The sequence below is a fragment of the Schleiferilactobacillus harbinensis genome, assembly GCF_008694105.1.
Classification (GTDB): Bacteria; Bacillota; Bacilli; order Lactobacillales; family Lactobacillaceae; genus Schleiferilactobacillus; species Schleiferilactobacillus harbinensis.
The window spans coordinates 2,800,740-2,819,942 of record NZ_CP041364.1 but is presented as its reverse complement, the minus strand read 5'-3'; the positions used below and the strand labels follow the sequence as shown (position 1 = coordinate 2,819,942).

Annotated in this window: 23 protein-coding genes, 1 pseudogene and 1 riboswitch; of the genes and pseudogenes, 6 read left to right on the top strand and 18 right to left on the bottom strand. The window is 54.7% G+C overall.

Annotation, left to right across the window (positions count from 1 at the left end; all coding sequences use genetic code 11):
* Positions 1-111: 111 nt before the first annotated feature.
* Positions 112-299: riboswitch (Lysine riboswitch) on the bottom strand.
* 148 nt (positions 300-447) lie between these two features.
* Together FMM01_RS13975 and FMM01_RS13970 are read right to left on the bottom strand one after the other, a co-directional pair.
* Positions 448-636, bottom strand: a complete 189-nt coding sequence (locus FMM01_RS13975; RefSeq protein WP_146995590.1) for a hypothetical protein — start codon at positions 634-636, stop codon at positions 448-450.
* A gap of 151 nt (positions 637-787) precedes the next feature.
* Entirely contained in the window at positions 788-1,591 is an 804-nt protein-coding gene (locus FMM01_RS13970; protein ID WP_150392930.1) for a hypothetical protein, read from the bottom strand.
* A 199-nt stretch (positions 1,592-1,790) separates the two neighbouring features.
* On the opposite strand from FMM01_RS13970, the gene alr reads away from it, so the two are divergent.
* The 4 genes from alr (at position 1,791) to tnpC (ending at position 5,284) form a co-directional block, all read left to right on the top strand.
* Positions 1,791-2,903 carry an alanine racemase gene (gene alr / locus FMM01_RS13965; RefSeq protein WP_027827919.1) on the top strand — a complete coding sequence of 371 codons (1,113 nt, stop codon included), beginning with the start codon at positions 1,791-1,793 and terminating at the stop codon, positions 2,901-2,903.
* 195 nt (positions 2,904-3,098) lie between these two features.
* Positions 3,099-3,293 (top strand): hypothetical protein, encoded by a 195-nt coding sequence (locus FMM01_RS13960; protein ID WP_150391512.1) that lies wholly within the window; start codon positions 3,099-3,101, stop codon positions 3,291-3,293.
* On the top strand, positions 3,268-3,627 hold the full coding sequence (gene tnpB, locus FMM01_RS13955; RefSeq protein ID WP_057824131.1) for an IS66 family insertion sequence element accessory protein TnpB: 360 nt from the start codon (positions 3,268-3,270) through the stop codon (positions 3,625-3,627). The genes FMM01_RS13960 and tnpB overlap by 26 nt, the downstream gene beginning before the upstream one ends.
* A gap of 100 nt (positions 3,628-3,727) precedes the next feature.
* Positions 3,728-5,284 (top strand): IS66 family transposase, encoded by a 1,557-nt coding sequence (tnpC, locus tag FMM01_RS13950; RefSeq protein ID WP_150391513.1) that lies wholly within the window; start codon positions 3,728-3,730, stop codon positions 5,282-5,284.
* A 69-nt stretch (positions 5,285-5,353) separates the two neighbouring features.
* Here tnpC and FMM01_RS13945 read toward each other — a convergent pair whose 3' ends face one another.
* The 16 genes and pseudogenes from FMM01_RS13945 to FMM01_RS13870 all read right to left on the bottom strand — a co-directional run bounded on the left by FMM01_RS13945 (position 5,354) and on the right by FMM01_RS13870 (position 17,328).
* Positions 5,354-6,319 (bottom strand): NADP-dependent oxidoreductase, encoded by a 966-nt coding sequence (locus tag FMM01_RS13945; protein WP_190973385.1) that lies wholly within the window; start codon positions 6,317-6,319, stop codon positions 5,354-5,356.
* 4 nt (positions 6,320-6,323) lie between these two features.
* The gene (locus FMM01_RS13940; RefSeq protein WP_051225156.1) at positions 6,324-6,983 is read right to left on the bottom strand and encodes an alpha/beta hydrolase; all 660 of its coding nucleotides are present in this window, start codon (positions 6,981-6,983) and stop codon (positions 6,324-6,326) included.
* 3 nt (positions 6,984-6,986) lie between these two features.
* Positions 6,987-7,964: a ring-cleaving dioxygenase gene (locus FMM01_RS13935; protein ID WP_150392928.1), complete on the bottom strand. Its 978-nt coding sequence runs from the start codon at positions 7,962-7,964 to the stop codon at positions 6,987-6,989.
* 42 nt (positions 7,965-8,006) lie between these two features.
* Entirely contained in the window at positions 8,007-8,423 is a 417-nt protein-coding gene (locus FMM01_RS13930) for a pyridoxamine 5'-phosphate oxidase family protein (protein ID WP_027827921.1), read from the bottom strand.
* Between the two features lie 199 nt (positions 8,424-8,622).
* Positions 8,623-9,603, bottom strand: coding sequence for an SGNH/GDSL hydrolase family protein (locus FMM01_RS13925; protein ID WP_150392927.1), 981 nt, complete (start codon positions 9,601-9,603; stop codon positions 8,623-8,625).
* A 17-nt stretch (positions 9,604-9,620) separates the two neighbouring features.
* Positions 9,621-9,806, bottom strand: a complete 186-nt coding sequence (locus FMM01_RS13920) for a hypothetical protein (RefSeq protein ID WP_035439928.1) — start codon at positions 9,804-9,806, stop codon at positions 9,621-9,623.
* Positions 9,803-10,504 carry an NAD(P)H-dependent oxidoreductase gene (locus tag FMM01_RS13915; RefSeq protein ID WP_150392926.1) on the bottom strand — a complete coding sequence of 234 codons (702 nt, stop codon included), beginning with the start codon at positions 10,502-10,504 and terminating at the stop codon, positions 9,803-9,805. Before FMM01_RS13915 ends, FMM01_RS13920 begins: the two co-directional genes overlap by 4 nt.
* On the bottom strand, positions 10,504-11,517 hold the full coding sequence (locus FMM01_RS13910) for an alpha/beta hydrolase (protein WP_150392925.1): 1,014 nt from the start codon (positions 11,515-11,517) through the stop codon (positions 10,504-10,506). Before FMM01_RS13910 ends, FMM01_RS13915 begins: the two co-directional genes overlap by 1 nt.
* A gap of 99 nt (positions 11,518-11,616) precedes the next feature.
* Positions 11,617-12,381, bottom strand: coding sequence for an ABC transporter permease (locus FMM01_RS13905; protein ID WP_027827924.1), 765 nt, complete (start codon positions 12,379-12,381; stop codon positions 11,617-11,619).
* Positions 12,356-13,285 (bottom strand): ABC transporter ATP-binding protein, encoded by a 930-nt coding sequence (locus FMM01_RS13900; protein ID WP_223849961.1) that lies wholly within the window; start codon positions 13,283-13,285, stop codon positions 12,356-12,358. Before FMM01_RS13900 ends, FMM01_RS13905 begins: the two co-directional genes overlap by 26 nt.
* Positions 13,278-13,499 carry a PLDc N-terminal domain-containing protein gene (locus FMM01_RS13895; RefSeq protein WP_150392923.1) on the bottom strand — a complete coding sequence of 74 codons (222 nt, stop codon included), beginning with the start codon at positions 13,497-13,499 and terminating at the stop codon, positions 13,278-13,280. Before FMM01_RS13895 ends, FMM01_RS13900 begins: the two co-directional genes overlap by 8 nt.
* A pseudogene (locus FMM01_RS13890) lies at positions 13,496-14,612 on the bottom strand (helix-turn-helix transcriptional regulator). Before FMM01_RS13890 ends, FMM01_RS13895 begins: the two are co-directional and overlap by 4 nt.
* A gap of 403 nt (positions 14,613-15,015) precedes the next feature.
* Positions 15,016-15,735 (bottom strand): zinc-binding dehydrogenase, encoded by a 720-nt coding sequence (locus FMM01_RS13885; protein WP_223849959.1) that lies wholly within the window; start codon positions 15,733-15,735, stop codon positions 15,016-15,018.
* A gap of 5 nt (positions 15,736-15,740) precedes the next feature.
* On the bottom strand, positions 15,741-15,962 hold the full coding sequence (locus tag FMM01_RS13880) for a LacI family transcriptional regulator (RefSeq protein WP_150392920.1): 222 nt from the start codon (positions 15,960-15,962) through the stop codon (positions 15,741-15,743).
* Position 15,963: 1 nt separating this feature from the next.
* Positions 15,964-16,410, bottom strand: a complete 447-nt coding sequence (locus tag FMM01_RS13875; RefSeq protein ID WP_190973384.1) for a LacI family DNA-binding transcriptional regulator — start codon at positions 16,408-16,410, stop codon at positions 15,964-15,966.
* Between the two features lie 81 nt (positions 16,411-16,491).
* Positions 16,492-17,328: a MurR/RpiR family transcriptional regulator gene (locus tag FMM01_RS13870; protein WP_150392918.1), complete on the bottom strand. Its 837-nt coding sequence runs from the start codon at positions 17,326-17,328 to the stop codon at positions 16,492-16,494.
* Between the two features lie 184 nt (positions 17,329-17,512).
* Between FMM01_RS13870 and FMM01_RS13865 the strand changes: the two genes are divergently transcribed.
* Positions 17,513-18,178, top strand: coding sequence for a ribose-5-phosphate isomerase A (locus FMM01_RS13865; RefSeq protein ID WP_150392917.1), 666 nt, complete (start codon positions 17,513-17,515; stop codon positions 18,176-18,178).
* Positions 18,178-19,158: a Gfo/Idh/MocA family protein gene (locus FMM01_RS13860; RefSeq protein ID WP_150392916.1), complete on the top strand. Its 981-nt coding sequence runs from the start codon at positions 18,178-18,180 to the stop codon at positions 19,156-19,158. The genes FMM01_RS13865 and FMM01_RS13860 overlap by 1 nt, the downstream gene beginning before the upstream one ends.
* Positions 19,159-19,203 lie beyond the last annotated feature (45 nt).

Here is a 19,203-nt window from a genome sequence, read left to right as displayed (position 1 = left end):
CTCTCCCTTCAATGTTTAAACACCACCGAGGGGAAATAGAGAACCAAAAAGGCCTTTGTCAAATTCGATAGAATTCAACAAAGGCCTAAGACTAATTCTTCATCGTTCAAGAACCAGAATAGCGCTCCTTGACCGGCGATGTTTTACTCGCTGATCAAGACAGTTCCGCAGGTATTCCCCAACGGCCCCAACAGGCAGTGCCACGGCGCACTGCCCATTTCGGCGAACTCTCCTCCGGTCCCTTCAGCGCATCCGCATGCTCCAGGGCCCTCATAGATTTCGCAACCTCTATTTCTTCGTGGTAGTTATTTAGCTGTCTGCCGATGATGTTAACGGAGTTTCATCCGGGTGTCAACCCTCAGTTTTCAGAAATTGCAGAAAACAGTACACAAAATCGGCCTGAGTCCACCAAAAAGCCGCTGCCCAGGCAGTGGTAAAAAGTGCAACCTAGTCCGCCGGCCGCTGTCCCCGCATTTGGCCGTAGTGCGCAAGGGCCAGCGCGGCAATTGTCCCGCCAGCCACGCCCAGCGCTGAGAGAGCGGTGGAAAATGTTTTAGACAATAGCACTGTCGCGCCGCCAACGATCAATATCAAAGTAAATCCATACTTGAGAAGAAACACTTGCAGCTTGCGCATCGTCATCGCCCCAATCTAAATGAGTGAATCTGCCAGCGTCGTTGTGTCGAGCTTGTTTTCTCATCGGTAATGAAAACGCTACCAATAGTTTTATTATATTAGGTGAATCAATGACCGTCAACTCTTTGGGCTTACGCTAGACCAATGAGTGCTATTCAGGAATACGGCCTGTCGCCACCATCTCTTGCACATCCGCCACGATTCGGCCTTTCACGCTGTCCGTATCAGGCGTGACCACTGTGCCATGCTGCCCCGCAGTCAGTTCTGCTGCGGTAGGCCGGGCATGCATGACAAAGTTCTGGGTCCCGGCGGTCCGATAAAACAGCCATTCCGGTGAGATCGTTAAGTAGACGGCTCGATTCAACGCATTGCTGTGCACTTTGGTCAGGGTGGCAACGATCTCGTCCCCTGGGGCGGCCGGGTCAAACCCATCCGCACGGACGAGCGTACTTTCCTGTAATTCAGCAGCGGTGAGTTTCTGTTGGCGCTGGGCATCCAGCTCGGTATTCTTGATCTTGCCGCCAGCAGTCAGAACACTGATTTCCTGACCCCTGAGGGCACTGTCGCCCTGGTACACAGCGGTCACAAACAGGGTATAAACCGTATGGGCCGTGTTATCAAAAGTCGCAAAGTCGGTCTGCACAATGGTGCCACGCAGCACGGTGTTGACCCGCTGGGCTTCGTCTTTCAGCTTGGTCGGCAGCGGTGTCAGATACGCGGCCCCGCTGTAAAATGGTTTCAATCCCTTGAGTGACGCCAGCAAGGCCGGCCGATTCTTCTGGGCCGTGTGCTGAGCGGCCGCCAATTTTCGGTCAAAGCGCGACCAATGCTGACCGCTCTTGGTCGTTGGCACGGTCGCCGCCTTCGCCGTGCGGTTCTCCAACCCGCACCCGACCAAAACTGCACTCGACAGCAGCAAAAGCGCCCCGCCGATAACTTGTTTTCTGATCTCCACTCTATCATTGCCCCCCATGTCGTGTAATCGTTCACATTTCGGCGTCCTCATTTTCCCACTAAACGGCGGTTGATTCAAGTCCGATAAAATAACTCGCTGGTGCGTGGATTTCAAACTCGACTTGCACCAATTTGGGGGACTCGCTATAATGGGGCCAATGTGCCATAATCTCATTTTCTTAGAAAGTAGGAATTGACCCATGGTTGTTGCCCAGCACCGGCCCACGCGGCTCCTCATTTCTCAGCAAGCCATTGCCCATAATCTGGCCGTTGTGCGGCAAGTATCCGGTTGCCGCACCATTTTTATGGCCGTGAAGGATAACGCCTATGGCTTCGGCTTGCTACCGGTCAGCCGGGCCGTCCTCGCCGGCGGCGCTCAAGGATTGGCGGTCGCGGTACTGGACGAAGCCCTCGTGCTGCGCGCCGCCGGGATCAAAGCGCCGATTCTCATCATGTCCTTGCTGGATGCCCAATACGCCCAAGCGTGTGCTGACCAGCAGGTCATTGTGACCGTAGCCAGTTTGGCCTGGCTCCAAAAGGCGCAGCACAATCTAACCGGTACCGCGCCGTTACTGGTTTCCCTGGGCCTCGATACAGGGATGGGCCGCATCGGCTACCGGAACCGGGCAGAAATTGAAGAGAGTATCCGCTTTCTGCAGCAACACCCAACCCAATTTACCTACCAGGGGCTCATGACCCATTTTGCCGATTCGGACACCGTTGAAACAGATTATTTCCACCGCCAGGTGCGCCGCTGGCACGCCCTCACCGATGGCCTGCCCCAGCCGCCCATGGTCCACGTGGCCAACTCCGGCGCGGCGATGTATCACGCCGCGGAAGTTCCCACCGATATCATTCGGATCGGGACCGTGGTCTACGGGATGGAACCCTCAGAGGGCACGATGCGGCCCGACAATTATTTAGACCAGATCGAACGGTTGGAATCAGAATTGATCATGGTCAAGCACGTGCCCGCCGGTGAGGGCCTGTCGTACGGTCATACTTATGTCACCCCCACCGCGGAATGGATCGGCACCATCCCCATTGGCTACGGCGACGGGCTAAGCCGCAAATTGAAAGGCTTCCCGGTACTGATTCAGGGTAAAAAATGCCCGATTATCGGTAATCTGACCATGGATGCGCTCATGGTCCGCCTGCCCGGACCGCTGCCGGTCCATACGCCAGTCACCCTGCTTGGACAAGATGGCGATCAGCGCCTAACGTTAACCGATATGGCCCAGCACACCGGCATTGCACCGTGGGAATTATCGATTCGGTTTGCAGAACGGCTGCCCAGAAAATTAGTGGACTAAAATGAGCACCCGCGCCCTCTGACAAAAAAATCCTCAAACGCCAACTGATGGCCTTTGAGGATTTTTCAAAACCAATTATTTTATTGTTTCGGCGGGGTGTGCCGCGTTGTCCGTAAGCGGTCGTTAAACGGGTATATGGTTCGCGCCGTAGCCTCCTTGTATGCTTGAGTCATCAAGTGCACAAGGAGGCTTTTTATGGTTCAAATTAAAGATATTGTGCCGGTTCAAATGACAGATCGGACACCCAGCACTGGTGGGAAGCCCCAGATAGCTGCTCGAATCAAGCTCAAAGATGCCGAAGTGATTTTTTATAATGGTGCTGATCGGAGCACTCGGCACATCGTCTTACAGGAGTTGACTGGTAATGTTCCCCAATATCCAAGAACTTAACATCTACATCATCTGTGGCAAGACTGACCTCCGCAAAGGAATTGACGGTTTAGCTGCCTCACTGCGGGAACTCTATGGTGAGAACGAAGTCCCGTACGACCACTCACTATTCCTATTTTGCGGCAGTCAGCGGGACCGGTTCAAGGCCCTTTACTGGGATCGCAGCGGCTTCGTCCTCTATTACAAGCGGTTCGAGAACGGCCACCTGCAATGGCCCCGCAACCGGTCCGACGTACAACGACTAAGCCATTACCAGTTAAAACGATTGATCACTGGTCTAAGTATTATTGAGAGGCGTACCATTCATGACCGCAGGGTCGGATATACCAATTAAATGTGGAAGAGGATGCCAAATGAAATTTGGTATTACCTCTTCCTTTTTATGATCTATAAATGATATAATCCAATAATCAATAATTCAGGAGGGCCACACATTGGTCGACCCAAAAAATAGCATTGCACTCGCAGATGCCACCCCCGAGCAATTACGGACTATCGTCCAAAATTTACTCCACGAAAACCAACAGATGCAGGAGCAGCTGGCCGTATTGAAACGTGTTCTCTATGGTCGTCGCCGCGAATCCAGCCAAAATTTGCCAGATGGGCAAACCAACCTCTTCAACGAACACGTGCTCACCCAGGAAGAACAAGCAGCGGTCGCCAAGGCGAGTGGCGAAGACGAGCCAGTCAAGAAACGCCCTAAGAAAGTGGTTCACCGAAAATCGATGGACCTGAGTCAATTACCACAAAACACTCGCGACTATACTTTAGACACTGAAGATCAGATTTGCCCAGGATGTGGGAAGATGATGGCCGATATTGGGCGGACAGCCGTACGTAAAGAGGTCGACTTTGTCCCCGTTAAGTTGTTGGCCACCACTGTTTACCAGCACACTTACGTCTGCACTAACGAGCAGTGTTTACAAGACCACGGTAAGGTAATCACCAAGAAAGCAGACGTACCGAAGCCCGTGATCTCCCACAGTATGGCTTCAAATGCGGTCGTGACCGAATCAATCTTGACCAAATTTATCTATAAAGTGCCGGATTACCGGCAAGAAAAGCTCTGGCATAATCGTGGCGCAGATTTTACCCGGCAAGCCCTGTCTGGTTGGCCTATCAAGGCAGCCGAAGAATATCTGCGGCCGCTCTACAATTTGATGCATCAAGAACTGCTGGCCCAGGATATCATTCACGCCGATGAGACGCCCTACCGGGTGCTCGCCATCAAGAAGGCCAAGACCTATTACTGGGTTTACACCTCAGGCAAGTTTGCGGAGCATCAAATTATCCTGTATGACCACGGCGACACCCGCGGGTACGGCGAAGCTGAGCGCTTCCTTAAGGGATATACGAAATACCTGCAGACCGATGGCTATGCTGTGTATCCCCGGTTGCCGGATCTGACCAATGTTTATTGCTGGGCGCACGTCCGGCGGAAGTTCGACGAAGCGGTTACCGGTGGTGATACCGGATTGGCACCCATTGGTCGGCAATACTGTAATGAGATGTTCCACTTGGAACAGGGATGGCGTGGCCTGCCCGCAACTGAGCGACTTGCGCAGCGTAAAGAACACCTCCAGCCGCAGATGGATGCCTTCTTCAAATGGTTGTTTGAATTGGGTGACAGTTACTTACCGAAATCCAAACTTGGTCGCGCAGTTGAATACGCACTGGGCCATGAAGTAGGATTACGGGCGGTTCTCCAAGACGGCCGGTTGGAGTTATCCAATAACCGGGCCGAACGAGCCGTCAAAGAGCTGGTGATGGGCCGCAAAAATTGGCTCTTCTCACAGAGCAAACGCGGCGCCGTAGCGACGGGCATCTTATTAAGTGTGCTCAAAACTGCAGAGATAAATCACCTCGACCTTCGTCAATACTTGAACTATTTGTTTGCGGCATTACCTAATTTGCCGGTGCCCGGGGACTTGACGGTCCTACAGGACTATTTACCCTGGTCACCGAAAGTGCAGGAGATCTGCCACGAATAAATAATTCGAGTACAGCAGTGGCGCAATCCTTATGTTAGAGGGTTGCGCCACTTTTTCATATACGCCCGTTTAACGACCTCTTACCGTTGTCCGGCCATGGGGCCGGACCGCCACGATCTTACCCGGGACGCCGCCTTGATCCAGCAGTTCATGGGCCTGCTGCACACCGGCGGCACTGAATGGTACATTGTCGGCAACGCGAATCGTCAGGCCATAGGTATCCGCCATGTGGTTGAAATACATGAGAATATCATGGTCGCTGGTCTCCTGCTTGCCGCCGGCCGCTCGGAGGGTCACCCCGGCCGCGGCTGGGATCGTGCTGGTTTCGCCCACGGTGGTCACGATACCGGTCGGTTTTACCAGCCAAGCGGCCAACTCGCCGTTGGCCCCCATAGTGGCCGCGTCAACAACCAAGTCGAACCGCTGGGCCCAAGCGTTATCCCGCTTGGCGACCCCGTCGTAATAATACACATCGTCCGGCGTCAGCCAATGAATAAAATCTTTGTGCCGTTCACCAGCGATGGCCAGCACGCGGGCGCCAGCATATTTCGCCAGCTGCACCGCGAGACTGCCCACACTGCCGCTGGCCCCAATGACGGCGACGTTTTGGCCCTTTTGCAACTGGCCCAAAGAATGGACCAGCGCATAGGCCACCGTGCCCACATTGGGCAGAGCGGCTGCATCCAGGAAGGACAGCGCGGCACTCTTCGGCGCCACTTTGGCCAAAGAAGCCGTCACTACTTCTGAGTACCCGCGCAGGGGCCGATGATTCATTACGATATCACCGATGGCATAGTCTGTTACCCCTTCGCCGAGGGCGCTGATCTTCCCCACGACATCCTGACCGGGAATGATCGGGAACGGCAGCGGCCGGGCCGTGGCTTGATCGCCGCGGCGCAGGCTGGCGTCATAGGGATTAAAGCCGAAACCGATCACGTCGATGGCGACTTGGCCCGCTTTGGGCGTCGGGGTTGGTTTTTCAATGGTTTGGAAGACCGCGGGTCCACCAAACTTGTCAAAGCCGAATGCTTGCATCGAATCACTGCTTTCCTTCAGTATCGTCAGGCTGCTCGAACCGGTCCAGCCAGAGGCGGGCCCCTTCAATTTCTTGCAGCGTGATCTGGTGGCCGGCATCACTGGCATGGGTAAAGACTTGCGCGCCCTGGTCAATGAAACCCTGGACCAAGGCGTTGAACGTGGGCACCGGGACAATGCGGTCGTCCCGGCCGTGGGACAGCCAGACCGGAATCCCAGCTAGCGGGGTATTATCCCGTTTAGGCACAGGATCACTGACGGCCATCGGATGCAGCAGGATCGCCGCGTGGAACACCGGCCCGCCCCGCAGCATCAAGTCTGCTGCAATGTTAGCCCCATTGGAATATCCGATCACGATTGGCGGCGCCGCCGGCAGATCGAGGTGTTTCAACAACGCAACCATACTCGTCAGCAGCCATTTTTCACCCGCGACCAGATCCTGAGCATCAAAACCGCCCGTGGGGGTGTGTTTGAAGTACCGGGTCTGGCCGTTTTCTTGGATTCGGCCGCGCAGCCCAATCAACGGACTGTCCGGAAAAAGGCCAGCGCCAATGTCCAACAGATCAGTCTCTTCTCCGCCAGTCCCATGCAGCAGCAGGACCGGGCTATAGTTCGCCCGCCCCGGCCGGTAGGTATAAAAGATATCGTCTCCTAATTGGGCCATGGGCTATATCTCCGTGTTCAGCGGGTGCAGATTGGCTTCAATCTCTGCCCGATGGGGTTCCAAAAATGGCGGCAGCTCCAAGTGAATGCCGGCTTCTTCGTAGGTTTCATCCTGCAAGAAGCCCGGGCCGTCGGTGGCAATTTCAAACAAAATCTGCGGTGCGGCCCGGAAGTATTCGGACTTGAAGTAATAGCGATCAATATAGCCCGATTGGGGCAAATCGAAGGACTTCAACCGATAGATCCAATAATCCAACCGGCCGCGATCCGGCACCCGCCAAGCGGCATGGTGCACGTTGCCGTAGCCCTCAACCGCCAGGGGCAGGTCTTCCCGATGTTCCAGGACGATCTGACCGCCATGCCCGCCGTCGTTGACTTCATACAGGGTAAACTGACCCTCTTCGGCCACTTTCTTGAAGCCCATCACGGTCCGCAGCAACAGGTCAAAGTGCTCCTGATTATAGACGGTGACCCGCACCGGGCCCAACCCCTGAATGGCGTATTCCGGCGGCACCGGGCTCTTTTGCCACGGCGTACCGCCAGGCACCCCGTGGTTGTCTTCGTCAGAAATTAATTGATACTGCTGATCATCGAAATCATGGAACGGCAATACCTTTGCCCCGAATTGGGTACTGATCGCTTCATGGGCCACGTTGTGCTCCGTGAACCGTTTTTCCCAATACGCCAGGGACGCGTCATTCGGAACCCGGAAAGAAACCCGGGAAATCGAATTGGTACCTTTGATGCCCTTAGGAATCCCCGGGAAATCAAAGAATGTCATATCCGTACCGGGTGCCCCTTTATCGTCTGTGAAATACAGATGGTACGTTTCCACATCATCCTGGTTCACTGTCTTCTTGATTAAATGCATCCCGAGAATCTTGGCGAAGAAATCAAAAATCTTTTGACCGTCACTGGTAATGGCAGTGACGTGGTGCACGCCGAGCAGCGTATTTTCTGGTGCCAATGCGGTTTCACTCATCTTAACGGGCTCCTCCCCTATTGACCGGTAGTGACTGAGAAATTAATCCTTAACTGGATCGTTGGCCAATTCTTTACCTGCATCCGGACCAGCATCCAAGGTGACGATCCGGTCGACATTGATGATGACCGCGGCTAGCGGTTGCGGCAATTTAGTCCCTTCAACGAATTTCTTGGCGGCTTCCATGTACGGGCCGTCAGTGTATGTCTTGGCCTTGCCCTCAACCCGGAAACCCTTCAGACCGGGGGTTGGGTGGAACGCCACGGCGGCTTTGCCGGTGGCTTGGATATTGTGCCAGGCTTGGCGGCCGGTTTCTTCGTTATAAATCAGGTGCTCATCATCATAGACCCGCATGGTTCCCTTAGGACCGACTTGGGGATTGCCGTTTTCATCGGCAGTGGCCAAGAAAGCCAAGCCCTTATCCATTAAGTCCTTCATCTCTGGTGTCAGTTTTGCCATTAAATAACACACCCTTCAAAAATATTTGATGCGGATCGGCGCACCTTTGGTAAATTGCCAGTTATTATAAAACAGTTGCTTGCAATCCACAATACTAGCGTAGCACGTTTCTTACTTTTATTCAGTGGGCACGCTCACAAAAATTCTAAAAATAACAAAATCCAGCCCGATATGACCGCCGGGCTGGATTTTTTGGAATTTATTCATTATGTTGCAGCGCCTTTTGCAGTACCCCCACCAAATGGGTCGCGGCGGTTTGGTGGCCGGCCAGATTCGGGTGAGTGCCATCGGTTGTATCAATGTCCCAATTTTTGGTTTCAATAATTTGCAACCGATCCCCCCGCCTGGCCACATGCCGAATCGGTTCAGCGAAGGCTTGGTTAAACGGGATCATCAGAAAAATTGGTACATCATCGTAGACGCCCCGCAGTTGGGCGGCTAACCGGACATACGCTGTGACAAACTGCTCCACAGGATAGCTGCGATCATTGGTTCCCAGATTGATGATCACCGCATCCTGATCGGTATCCACCGCCCAGGGCGTGCGGTTATCCAGATGGCCGAAGAAATCCTTCGCCCGGGGTACCCCGCCTGTCCCTGGTTTCAAGACACCGGCGGCGCTGTAGGCAATGCGGGTCTCTTCCGCATCCATGCGGGCTGCCGTGAGGGCCGCATACGCGGCCTCCGCCCGGTAGTCTTTGCTGGGCTGCTTGCCCGTCACCCAGCAGCCGGCAGTGATCGAGTCGCCGATGAACGTCAGGCGCGGGCCAGCCGGGACAATGGGTGAAAACCAGCCGCCGTTGGGCAGGGTGACCCCGGTAAAGGCAAAGCCTGCATCCTGGTCAGCCGCCCAGACCGGATCGTTATCCGTATTCCCCGACATTACCACCGTGATCTGGTGGGTCGTCGGCGTGGTGGCCAGCATCACCGGCGCGTGGGCCAAATCAAAATGCACAAACCGGCCGTTGTCGATTTGAATTGCAATTTGACTGGGAACCGGCCGCGGTGTTTCCACAAAATGCAGAATCGTACTGCTGGCTCCGTCGATCTGGAAATGAACGGCGGCTCCGAGATTCGTCGTGTACATCGCGTCCTGTTCAGCAACGCGCCGGGGAACCCAGCGGCCGCTAAAATGAATCCCTGGAAATAATCCGTTCGCACTCCCTGCTGCCCATTCCATCAACTCAACCTCCCTGTTTACCAGTGCTCGTGGTCCCACGACCGGCCATCGATTTCGCCGCCGGTCGTCGTGATCCGCCGCTGCTGAGCTTCCGCAAAATCCGCCAATTCCAGCAGTACCGCCCGATCAACGTAATCTGCCGTCTGCTGAGCCTGCTGGCGAATCGCGGCCGCTAGTGCATCCTGTTGTTCTCCGTCCATCATAACGCATCATCCTCTTCCCGCCGCATTTCAGCCAACGTATCATGTAAATCCGCCAACTGTTCCTGCTGGGCGGTCAAGGCCGCCGCCCAAGCCGCGTAATCGCTGTGGGCACTGGCATGCTGCGTCAGCCACGCCACAAACCATTGGGCCCGGTCCGCGAAGTGCGCGCCAGCGGGCAGGCTCAGATACTGGGCATAGGTGACCAGCAGATGCTGGCGCTCCCGCTCCGTCATGTACCCGAATTGGGCCACTGGGAAAATCGGCAGCAGCTGCATCTGAGCGGCCAGCCCCAAGGCGGCGATGGGCCGCAATAATTCACTGAGGGAGAAATGTTCCCGGCCGCCCAGCCGGTAATCCTGCTGCGCCTGACTGAAGGTCACAACGATGCCCAGCTCCTTACCGGCCAAGGGGGGCGCTTCCCCCGGCCGGCCAGACACAAAGGGGGTCGTCCAAACAGTGTCGAGCCACTGTTTGAAGACCCCAGGCATACTATACCAGTATAAAGGAAATTGAAAAATCAAACGGTCATAACGGCGCATTTCACCCTGCAGCCGTAAAATTTCTGCCGAATCTGGAACCCCTTGCACACTGATATCCCATTCATCCGCATCCGTCAGCGCCCCGGCCGCCGCCTGCAAAAAAGCCTGGGTACCCGAATGCGCCAAATCTGGGTGACCAATCAAAACCAGTGTCCGCATCAGCGATACTGATTAAGGAATTCGGTCGTGCGGTCGAAGGCGAGGCGGGCGTTCTTCGAGCGCAGCGTGAATTGATATTCATGATAGACAGCTTGGTCCGGCCCAAAGAATAACGCAGACACCGGTACGTCGTTGGCCTTCAAGACCGAGGCCAGTTTCTGGGCATGGCCTTCAAAGGAGCCGGTATTGCCGTCTGTTAAGAACGTCGGCGGATAATCCGCTGTGACCTGATCGGTGGTTGACGACTGGCGCGCCATATCGGAGTTGACCCAGTCCCGGCTGCCCATGTAGGCCCAGCCGAGCTGATTGACCATGAACTGCAAGGCCTTGTTTTGAATCGTGGCCAGCGTCTTCATGTCGTACGGACCGCAATAAAGCACCGCCGCGATGATCTGCTTCGGCTGCAGCTGCGGGGTCAGATTCATATCTTTGGCTAACGCCGGATTGGTCTGGACGGCGATATACTGCGAGGCCATCTGGGCCCCCGCGGAATCGCCGCCAATAATGATCTTGTTCATGTCCAACTGCGGATAGTCCGCTTGATGGGTCTGGAAGTAGTGGATCGCTTCGCCCAGTTGGATGATCTGGTCGGGATATTGGGCATTAGGCGCGACCTCGTAATTAACGGCGACCACGTTATAGCCTTGGGTCGCAGTCATCTTATAGGCCCAATCCCGCACGCCTTCTTTACTGCCGGAGACAAACGCCCCGCCGTGCAGCCAAAAGATCACGGGTTGCTTGCCCTGATTCTTCTTTGGTGTATAAAGATCCAGAGTGTTGTTCGTGTACTTAGACGGATAAACAATGTTGCTGTGCCGGTCCACCTGCCGTTCATACTGGTCCCAGCCCTTAGGCGACGGGCCCACCTTAGCCAATTGCGGCATCTGGGCGATGATGGAGGCGAACAGCTTCGGTGACGTGTTAAATGAAATCACGATCCCGGTGATAAACGCAAGCAGAACAAAACCGATCCATTTGCCAACACCCTGCAAAATACGCAGTACCTTTTTCATGGGTGGACTCCCTTCACAGATATAGCTTCATGTTAATTGTACAAGCTAACCAGGACCCAACGCAATGAATTGGCTTACATGTTACGAAACTGTTAGATATTACAGCTTTTGCCGGTTCAGCACCGCCACCGCCCCAATGACCAGCAAAACCGCGGCGGCCACTGCAACGGCCATCCCAGGGGCGATCTTCACGAGCGTTTTCGTCCCCTGCGTAATGGCCATATTATCGCCGATCAACGTAACTGGGTTATAGTTCTGCGCGGCTTTAAAGAGATTCACGAGGTACAGCACGCCCATCACTAAGATGGTGAACAGCAACCCGCTGTAACTGTTCCGAGCCAGAGTCGAGCCGAATAGAATCACCGCCAGAAAGAACATACCAAACACCAACAGCGGTAAAAAGCCCAAGAAAATGTGGGGCGTCTTATGGTCTGGAAAATAATAAGCGGTATACCCCCAGGTGACCAGGAAGCTGGCGGTTAAGATCACGACCCACTGCAGCAGCAGACTGATGTATTTGCTGCAGACCACGACCCAGCGGGGCAGGCCCTTCGTGACCAGATTGACCAGCGTCCCCTTGCCCAGCTCTTGGCTCATGGTGCCGCTGAACATGATTGCTACTACAAAGATCCCCATCTGCCCGATATTTTTATAGAACTGGGTCCAGGAATCCACCGAGGTGGGTTTGGGCAGCTGGATACCCAGGCTTTTACCGAAACTCATTTTCATAATGTCCGGAGTCAGTTTGGCAATCAGCGGACTCATCAAGGCGAAAATCAAGAACACCACCGCCAGAATCAAGAAACGATAGGTGCGCCAGGTTTCCAGCAGTTCTTTTCTAAGCATCGTGGGCAGCGTGCGCATCACCAATCACCTCCAAAAAAATTTGTTCCAGCGTCGGGTTCTCCTGCTGCAGACTAACCGGCGCAATATTGGCCGCCACCAGGGCCCGTAAGATCTGGCTGACCGTGGCGGCATAATCGCCATGATACGTCACGGTCACTATTGTGCCTTGGGCCTGGACAGCCAGCGGTGCCAACGCCTGGCGACAGCGCTGGGCGGTCGCCCCATCTGCCAGCGTCAGCACGATTTGGGAACGGCCGAACTGCTTGTGCAGATTGACCAGGGTGTCGCAGGCCTGCAGCCGACCGTCGTGAAGAATGCCTACCCGGTCGCTGATCCGCTCCACGTCACTGAGGATATGGGTGGAAAAAAGCACCGTGACCTGGCCCCGCAACGACGCCAGCAATTCCAAGAACTCGTTGCGCCCCGCTGGATCCAGCGCACTGGTCGGCTCGTCGCAGATCAGCAGCCGGGGTTCATTCAATAACGCCTGGGCAATGCCCAGCCGCTGTTTCATTCCCCGGGAGAACCCGCGGATGCGGTGTTTGTCCGGCTTTAAGCCCACCAAGTCAAGCATCTTAGCAATCCGCTGGCGGCGCTGATCAATCCCGGTAATGCGGGCACACAAATCAAGATACTCAGCGGGTGTCATATAATCGTAAAACGCCGGGACATCCGGCAAGTAGCCCGTGATCCGGTTGGTCTTGGTCGCGCCGAAGGTCACCGGCTCGCCGCCCACGGTGATCGTGCCCTCATCGGGCTTTTCTAACCCCAGAATCATGCGCATCGTCGTGGTCTTGCCCGCGCCATTTTCGCCGACAAAGCCAAAAATTGAGCCTGTCGGAATACTGAAGTCCACGTCTTGCAGCACGTGCTTGCTGCCAAAGGATTTCTGCACGTGCTGGACAGTCAAAATGTCACCCACGAAAATCATCTCCCCGGCCAAAGGCAAAATACACGATCGGCCCGATGATTTGGAAGACGACCACGATGATGATCCACAGGACTTTGTTGCCGAAGCGGTAGTGGGGATGGCGCAGCACATGGATCAAGGCGGTGATCATCAACGCCAGTTCCAAAATAATAATGGGGATAAAAATGGGTAAATTATCTGCAAATAGTTGCCAATTATTGTTCATGATTTCTTCTCCTTCAATTGCTGCTGCAAGGCCTGTAACCGGGGATCATCCTGATACGGGGCGAGCAGCGGATTAGCCAGCACAAAATCCCGCAAGCTGGCCTGCACCTGGATCGGATCTCGGGGCAGCTGCGTGCCTAAATCCAGATGATCCAGCCAATCATCGATCTGGTCAAAATAGTCATCACCGTGCAGTTTCACGGGAAACACCGTGCGGGTCAGCAGCGCGACAAAGGCCGTCAGCGCCTGGAACAGCGCGTCCGTCTGCTTTTGTTGGGCAAAGCCAGCGGCAGCAGAGAGTTGAAAATTCATCATCGCCACCGGATTCAACTGGTCGAAGTGGAACACGGCAGCGACACCGGTGCCGCGCCGATAGGTTTCCGCAAACTTAGGCGGGTCCCCTATCAATAGCTGCAAGTAATTGGCGAACTGGCTCATCATGATGCTGAGGTCTTGGGCCAGGGCACTTTGATAGACGGCCTGGGCTTCTGGAATTTGCTGCAATTGCTGGAACGCCGTGGCGATCAGACTCTCGGCCGGCAGGTAAGCCGGCGTGCGCGTGCCCAGTAACGCCAGTGCTTCTTTGGGTTTGTTCTGCATAATCAAGGTGTACCCCTCTAAGCTGCGGGCCTGGGTCACCAGAGCGACATCCTGGGCGTTTTCCCGCACCCGCACGAAGAGCTTTTGCGCCTCTGGCGCATACAAGGCCAGCTTCTCTTCATTCGTTTTGCCGGGCAGCAGATCGTAATGGTTCAGCAGCAGCAAACCCATTTGTTCAATAAATGGGTAACAGGCATAATACCGCCGAACAAAACTGCGAATCTTGCGCAGCACCTCGGCTCCGGAATCAGTTTCAAAAGCCGCGTTTAACGACCTGTAAATGGTCCGAATTTCTTTTGCTGATAACTGCGGCTCGTAATCCAGCAGATCATCGATCCGTAAATCAAAGTAAGCCGCTAGGGCCGGCAGCAGGGTAATGTCCGGATAGGTCTGGCCGGTTTCCCACTTGGAAACCGCCGCCTTGGACACGCCGATAAAATCGGCCAGCTCCTGCTGGGTGATCCCCCGCTCTTTGCGCTGGACCACTAAAGACCGGCCCAATATTCACTCGCATCACGTTTGCCTTCTTTCTACACTGCTTATTCTAAGGGCCTGGGCAGGGAAAGTATATGGAGTGGTTGTCAACTAATTCGTCTAAAAATCAACCAGTGGGATACAAATATACAAATAGCGGGACTGGGACAAAACTCCTTCTGAAACGCCGTGCCAATGCTTCGCAACCTCCGGCAAAATTGGGCTGGCGACACGAAGTTAGTGCGTCAGCTAGTGGTGACGGCGCTTTGAGCCTGCTTCGCAGTCTCAAAGTCGCCTAACCACATCGGCGGCAAGCCGCCGTGTGGTTTCCACCACTGAGCCCATTTTGCCTCCGGTTGCTACGCATTGGCACTAGTCACGTTTAAAATCAGAGTTTTGTCCCGATCCCGCTATGGCGTATCGGCTAACTGTCAGCGGCCGGATTAATTATGCCGCAGCTGTTCGTTCGGGTAGATCACGACTTTGAGCGAGTCGCCCTTATCCGTCCGGGTCTTTTCCAACGCATCCTTCGTTTCACTTAACGGATAGAAATCCGTCAGCAGATTTTCGGCTAACGCCATATTCTTTTCCAAGATCTCCAAACCCAGCGCATACGTATTGGCATAGCGAAATACACCGAAGACTCGCGTCTCGTGGTCCGTCATAAATGGAATATCCAGCGGAACGGCATCGGTGGTCGGCACACCAATGTATGCCAGTTTGCCGCCGCGCTTCAACGTGCGCAGCGCCGTCCGTTCCGCCTTGGGATTGCCTGATGCTTCAATGACGAAATCCACGCCTTCGCCATTGGTCAGCGTCGGAATCACGTCCCGCGGATCTTCCTCTAAGGCATTAATGACCCGATCAGCGCCCATCTTTTTGGCCGTCGACAATCGCAGGGCTTGCGTATCACTGACGATGATCTGTTTCGCACCAAAGGTCCGGGCCGCCAAAATCGCCAGCAGCCCCACTGGACCGCCGCCTGAAATGAAGACCGACGAACCTGGCTTAATCTCCAGTAATTGCGCCGTATGGATGCTCACGGAGAACGGTTCATTCAAGGTCGCAATTTCGTAGCTCATATTATCGGGAATGGGGAATAAGAAATCTTGCGAATAGACGATCAATTCAGACAGATCCCCGTTAACCGGCGGCGTCGCCATGAATTTCATATTCGGGCAAAGATTATAACGCCTTTAATGGTTAAAATCGGTGCGGCGGACTGCTGATGCAGAGCCGCGGTATAACCGGCATAGCGATAGCGGCCAATAATATCCTGCTGCGGATCAGCCCCGGCAAAGGCAACATGCCGATAGCCGCGCTGAAACAGGAGATTAGTCGCTTGATATCCGATTTGAAAGTCGTCCGACGAGATGGAAGAAATATTCAAATCACTGGCACTGGCAACTTCTTGGGGATAAATATTGGCTCGGCGTATCAATAATCGCTTGATCAGGTCGGACGGACAAAAACATGACCGCAAATACGCGGCGCTCAATCATATTTTGCACCGTCTTGGCAATAACGGCTTGATCATCCCGAGCAGCGTACATGATCATCACATCCATCGCCAGCCGGTTGGCCTCTGCCATGATGCCCTGAATGACTTGATCGTTGGCGTTTGTTTCTGCCGGGTAATTAATAACGCCAATCGTATGGTTGCGCTGACTCGCCAAATCCGCAGCCGATCGATTTTTGAAGTAACCCAAATCGGCCGCTGCATCATGCACCCGCTTCGCCGAAGCGGCGCTATACCGGCCGCGCTGATTGAGGATGCGGGAGACGGAGGCGGTGGATAAGCCGGTGGCGGCGGCGATATCTTTGATCGTCACTTTCACAATTAATCAACTGTTTTCTACAACGTAATAAGTACTGTCGCTAGTATTATACGCATTCCTGCGGCAGCCGGCACCTGCTGGTTACAGCTTCGTCGCGGCCACCAAGGCCTCATGCTGCTTGATGTGGTCAAGATACGGCTTGTTTTGTGCCAGCAGCAGCAAGAACAGCGCCTCCACGGCGCTCATCGCCGCCACCCGGGAAAAGAAATACTCCGATTGCAGAATCTGCTGCCGGACAGCCGTGATCAGATGCAGGTCGGCTTGCAGCCCGATCGGCGAATCCGCTCGGTTGGTGATGGCAATGACCGGCACGCCCTGGTCCTTGGCCACCGCCATTTGCTTCAATAAATTCCGAGTCTCGCCAGAGTTGGAAATCACCAGCATCACTGCCTGCTTCGGTAAATTCATCGTCTGCCCGATCGCCGTTTCCCAAGACTGGTTAGCCACCGCCAGAATGCCCAATTGATTGAATTTATACACCGCGTCGGCGGCCACCGGGAACGTCCCGCCCGCCGCGATGACCTGGACCATGCTGGCGGTTTGCAGCGCCTGCAAAATCCGGCGCACCGTCGTTGCCGGCGTCCGGCTCAAGGTCCCGGTGATCTCCGCCACCTTATTCTGGGCGATGCCTTGCAGCGACTTTTCCAAGTCATTGGGATCCACCCGGCGATAGTAGCTGTCCTTATCCTCCGCCACCTTGGCCAATTCAATTTTCAATTCATGGAAACCGGCCAGTCCAAGAGTCCGGCAAAACCGGGATACTGAGGCATCACTCACCGCCGCGGCCTGGGCCAGTTCTGAAATCGTCATGTTCACCGTCTTGCCCGGGTCGGCCAGGATGACCGCTGCAATTTTGCGTTCCGTCGCCGAGAGTCCCGGCTGCCTGCTGTAAAGTACATCAATAATATTTTCAGCCATTCGCCACCACCGCCTTAAATTATTTTCTAGACTGCCAAAATCGTGAAAATCCTTCTCTCCCAATCTAACCTGGGAAACCATGAAAATCAAATTCGCAAATGGCCGCTTGACTAAATTAATTTTCAAAGTTATGGTTTATATGAAAATTAGTTTCTCACATAGCCAAAGAAAGCAGATGATTTTTATGACTCCGAGTATTCAACAGGCGTTACGCCTCATCCACCCCGGCATGATAGTCAGTCTGGGCGGCGGACGGCATATGCAAGCCCTCGCCGACGCCCTGGCGCAAACACCGATCCCCGGCATCCAGCTCACCAGTCCCTCGGAATTGACCCTGGCCTATTGTCAGCAGCGCAACCTGCCGCTGGCCGCTGTGCCGACCCGCATCGATATGGCCTTCGACGGCTGCGACAGCGCCGACACCAATCTGAATCTGCTAAAAAGCAACGGCGGCATCCACACACTTGAAAAAAACAATGCTGAAATGGCCGCTGCCTACATCATTCTAGCCCCGGCCGAACGGGTCACCGCGCAGCTGGCCGCGACTGTGCCGCTATGCCTGGAAGTGGTCCCGCCCTGTGTCTCCCAGGTGCTGCGCACCGCGGCCCAGTTAGGCTTGCGTGCTAAACAGCGGCTGGCCGACAATTACGCCGGCTATGTGCGCACCAGTCTGGGCAACGCACTCATCGATTGTTTTGCGCCGGACTGGGACCAGATTGCCGACCTGAGTACCGCGCTAAGCCAAACAAACGGCGTCGTCAGCACCTCGTATTTCTCCGGCTTAGCGTCCCTGATTCTGGCTGAAGCCGCTGATGGTTCAGTCACAAAAATAAAGAAAGGTGACAAATAATGACACAGTACAATTGGGGCATGATTGGGACCGGCTGGATCGCCCACGAAATGGCCGATGCCTTAAACACCGTGAACGGAACGATTTATGGGGTGACCGATGTCAATTCGGACATGTTGCAAAAATTTGCAGCCGAAAAGCACATTCAGCACACCTATGCGACCGCTGAAGCGATGATTGCCGATCCCAACATCGACGTCATCTACATCGCCACGCCGCACACGTATCACTACCCATATATTAAGGAAAGCCTGAATGCCGGCAAGCATGTCTTTGCGGAAAAGGCGATCACGGTGAACGCCAAGCAGTTTGACGAAGTTCAGCAGTTAGCGCGGGCGAAGCACCTGATTCTCACCGAAGGCTTAACCTTGATGCACATGCCGCTGTATCAACAGGTGCACGCGCTCATCGCTGCCGGTCAATTGGGCGATATCCATTTAGTCCAAGTAAACTTTGGCAGCTTGAAGGACTACGATCCCAAAAACCGCTTCTTCAATAAAGCCTTAGCCGGCGGCGCATTGCTGGATATCGGCGGCTACGCGACGGCCTTTGCCCGCTCCTTCCTTGCTTCTCAGCCCAACGTCACGCTGACCACGGTCAAGTTCTTTGAAACCGGCGTGGACGAACAATCCGGGATCATCCTGAAAAACCCGGAGCAGCAGATGGCCGTGATGGCCCTGTCGCTGCGGGCCAAGCAGCCCAAGCGGGGCGTGATCGCCGGTACCAAGGGGTATATTGAAATCGACAACTATCCCCGAGCCACCGAGGCCAAGGTGACGTACACCGCCGATGCCCACCAGACCACCAGCGCCGTCCTGCAGGCTGGGAACGCTGATGACGCGCTGGTCTACGAGGTGCAGGATATGCAGCGTTACATTGACGCCGGCCACGATGACGGTCAGTTGCGGTTATCCCATGATGTCAGCCATATTATGGATGATGTACGCAACGCCTGGGGGATGAAGTTTCCCTTCGATTGATGAGCCTGAAAGCAGTCTGTTCCGAAAAACATGAGCTGCACATGT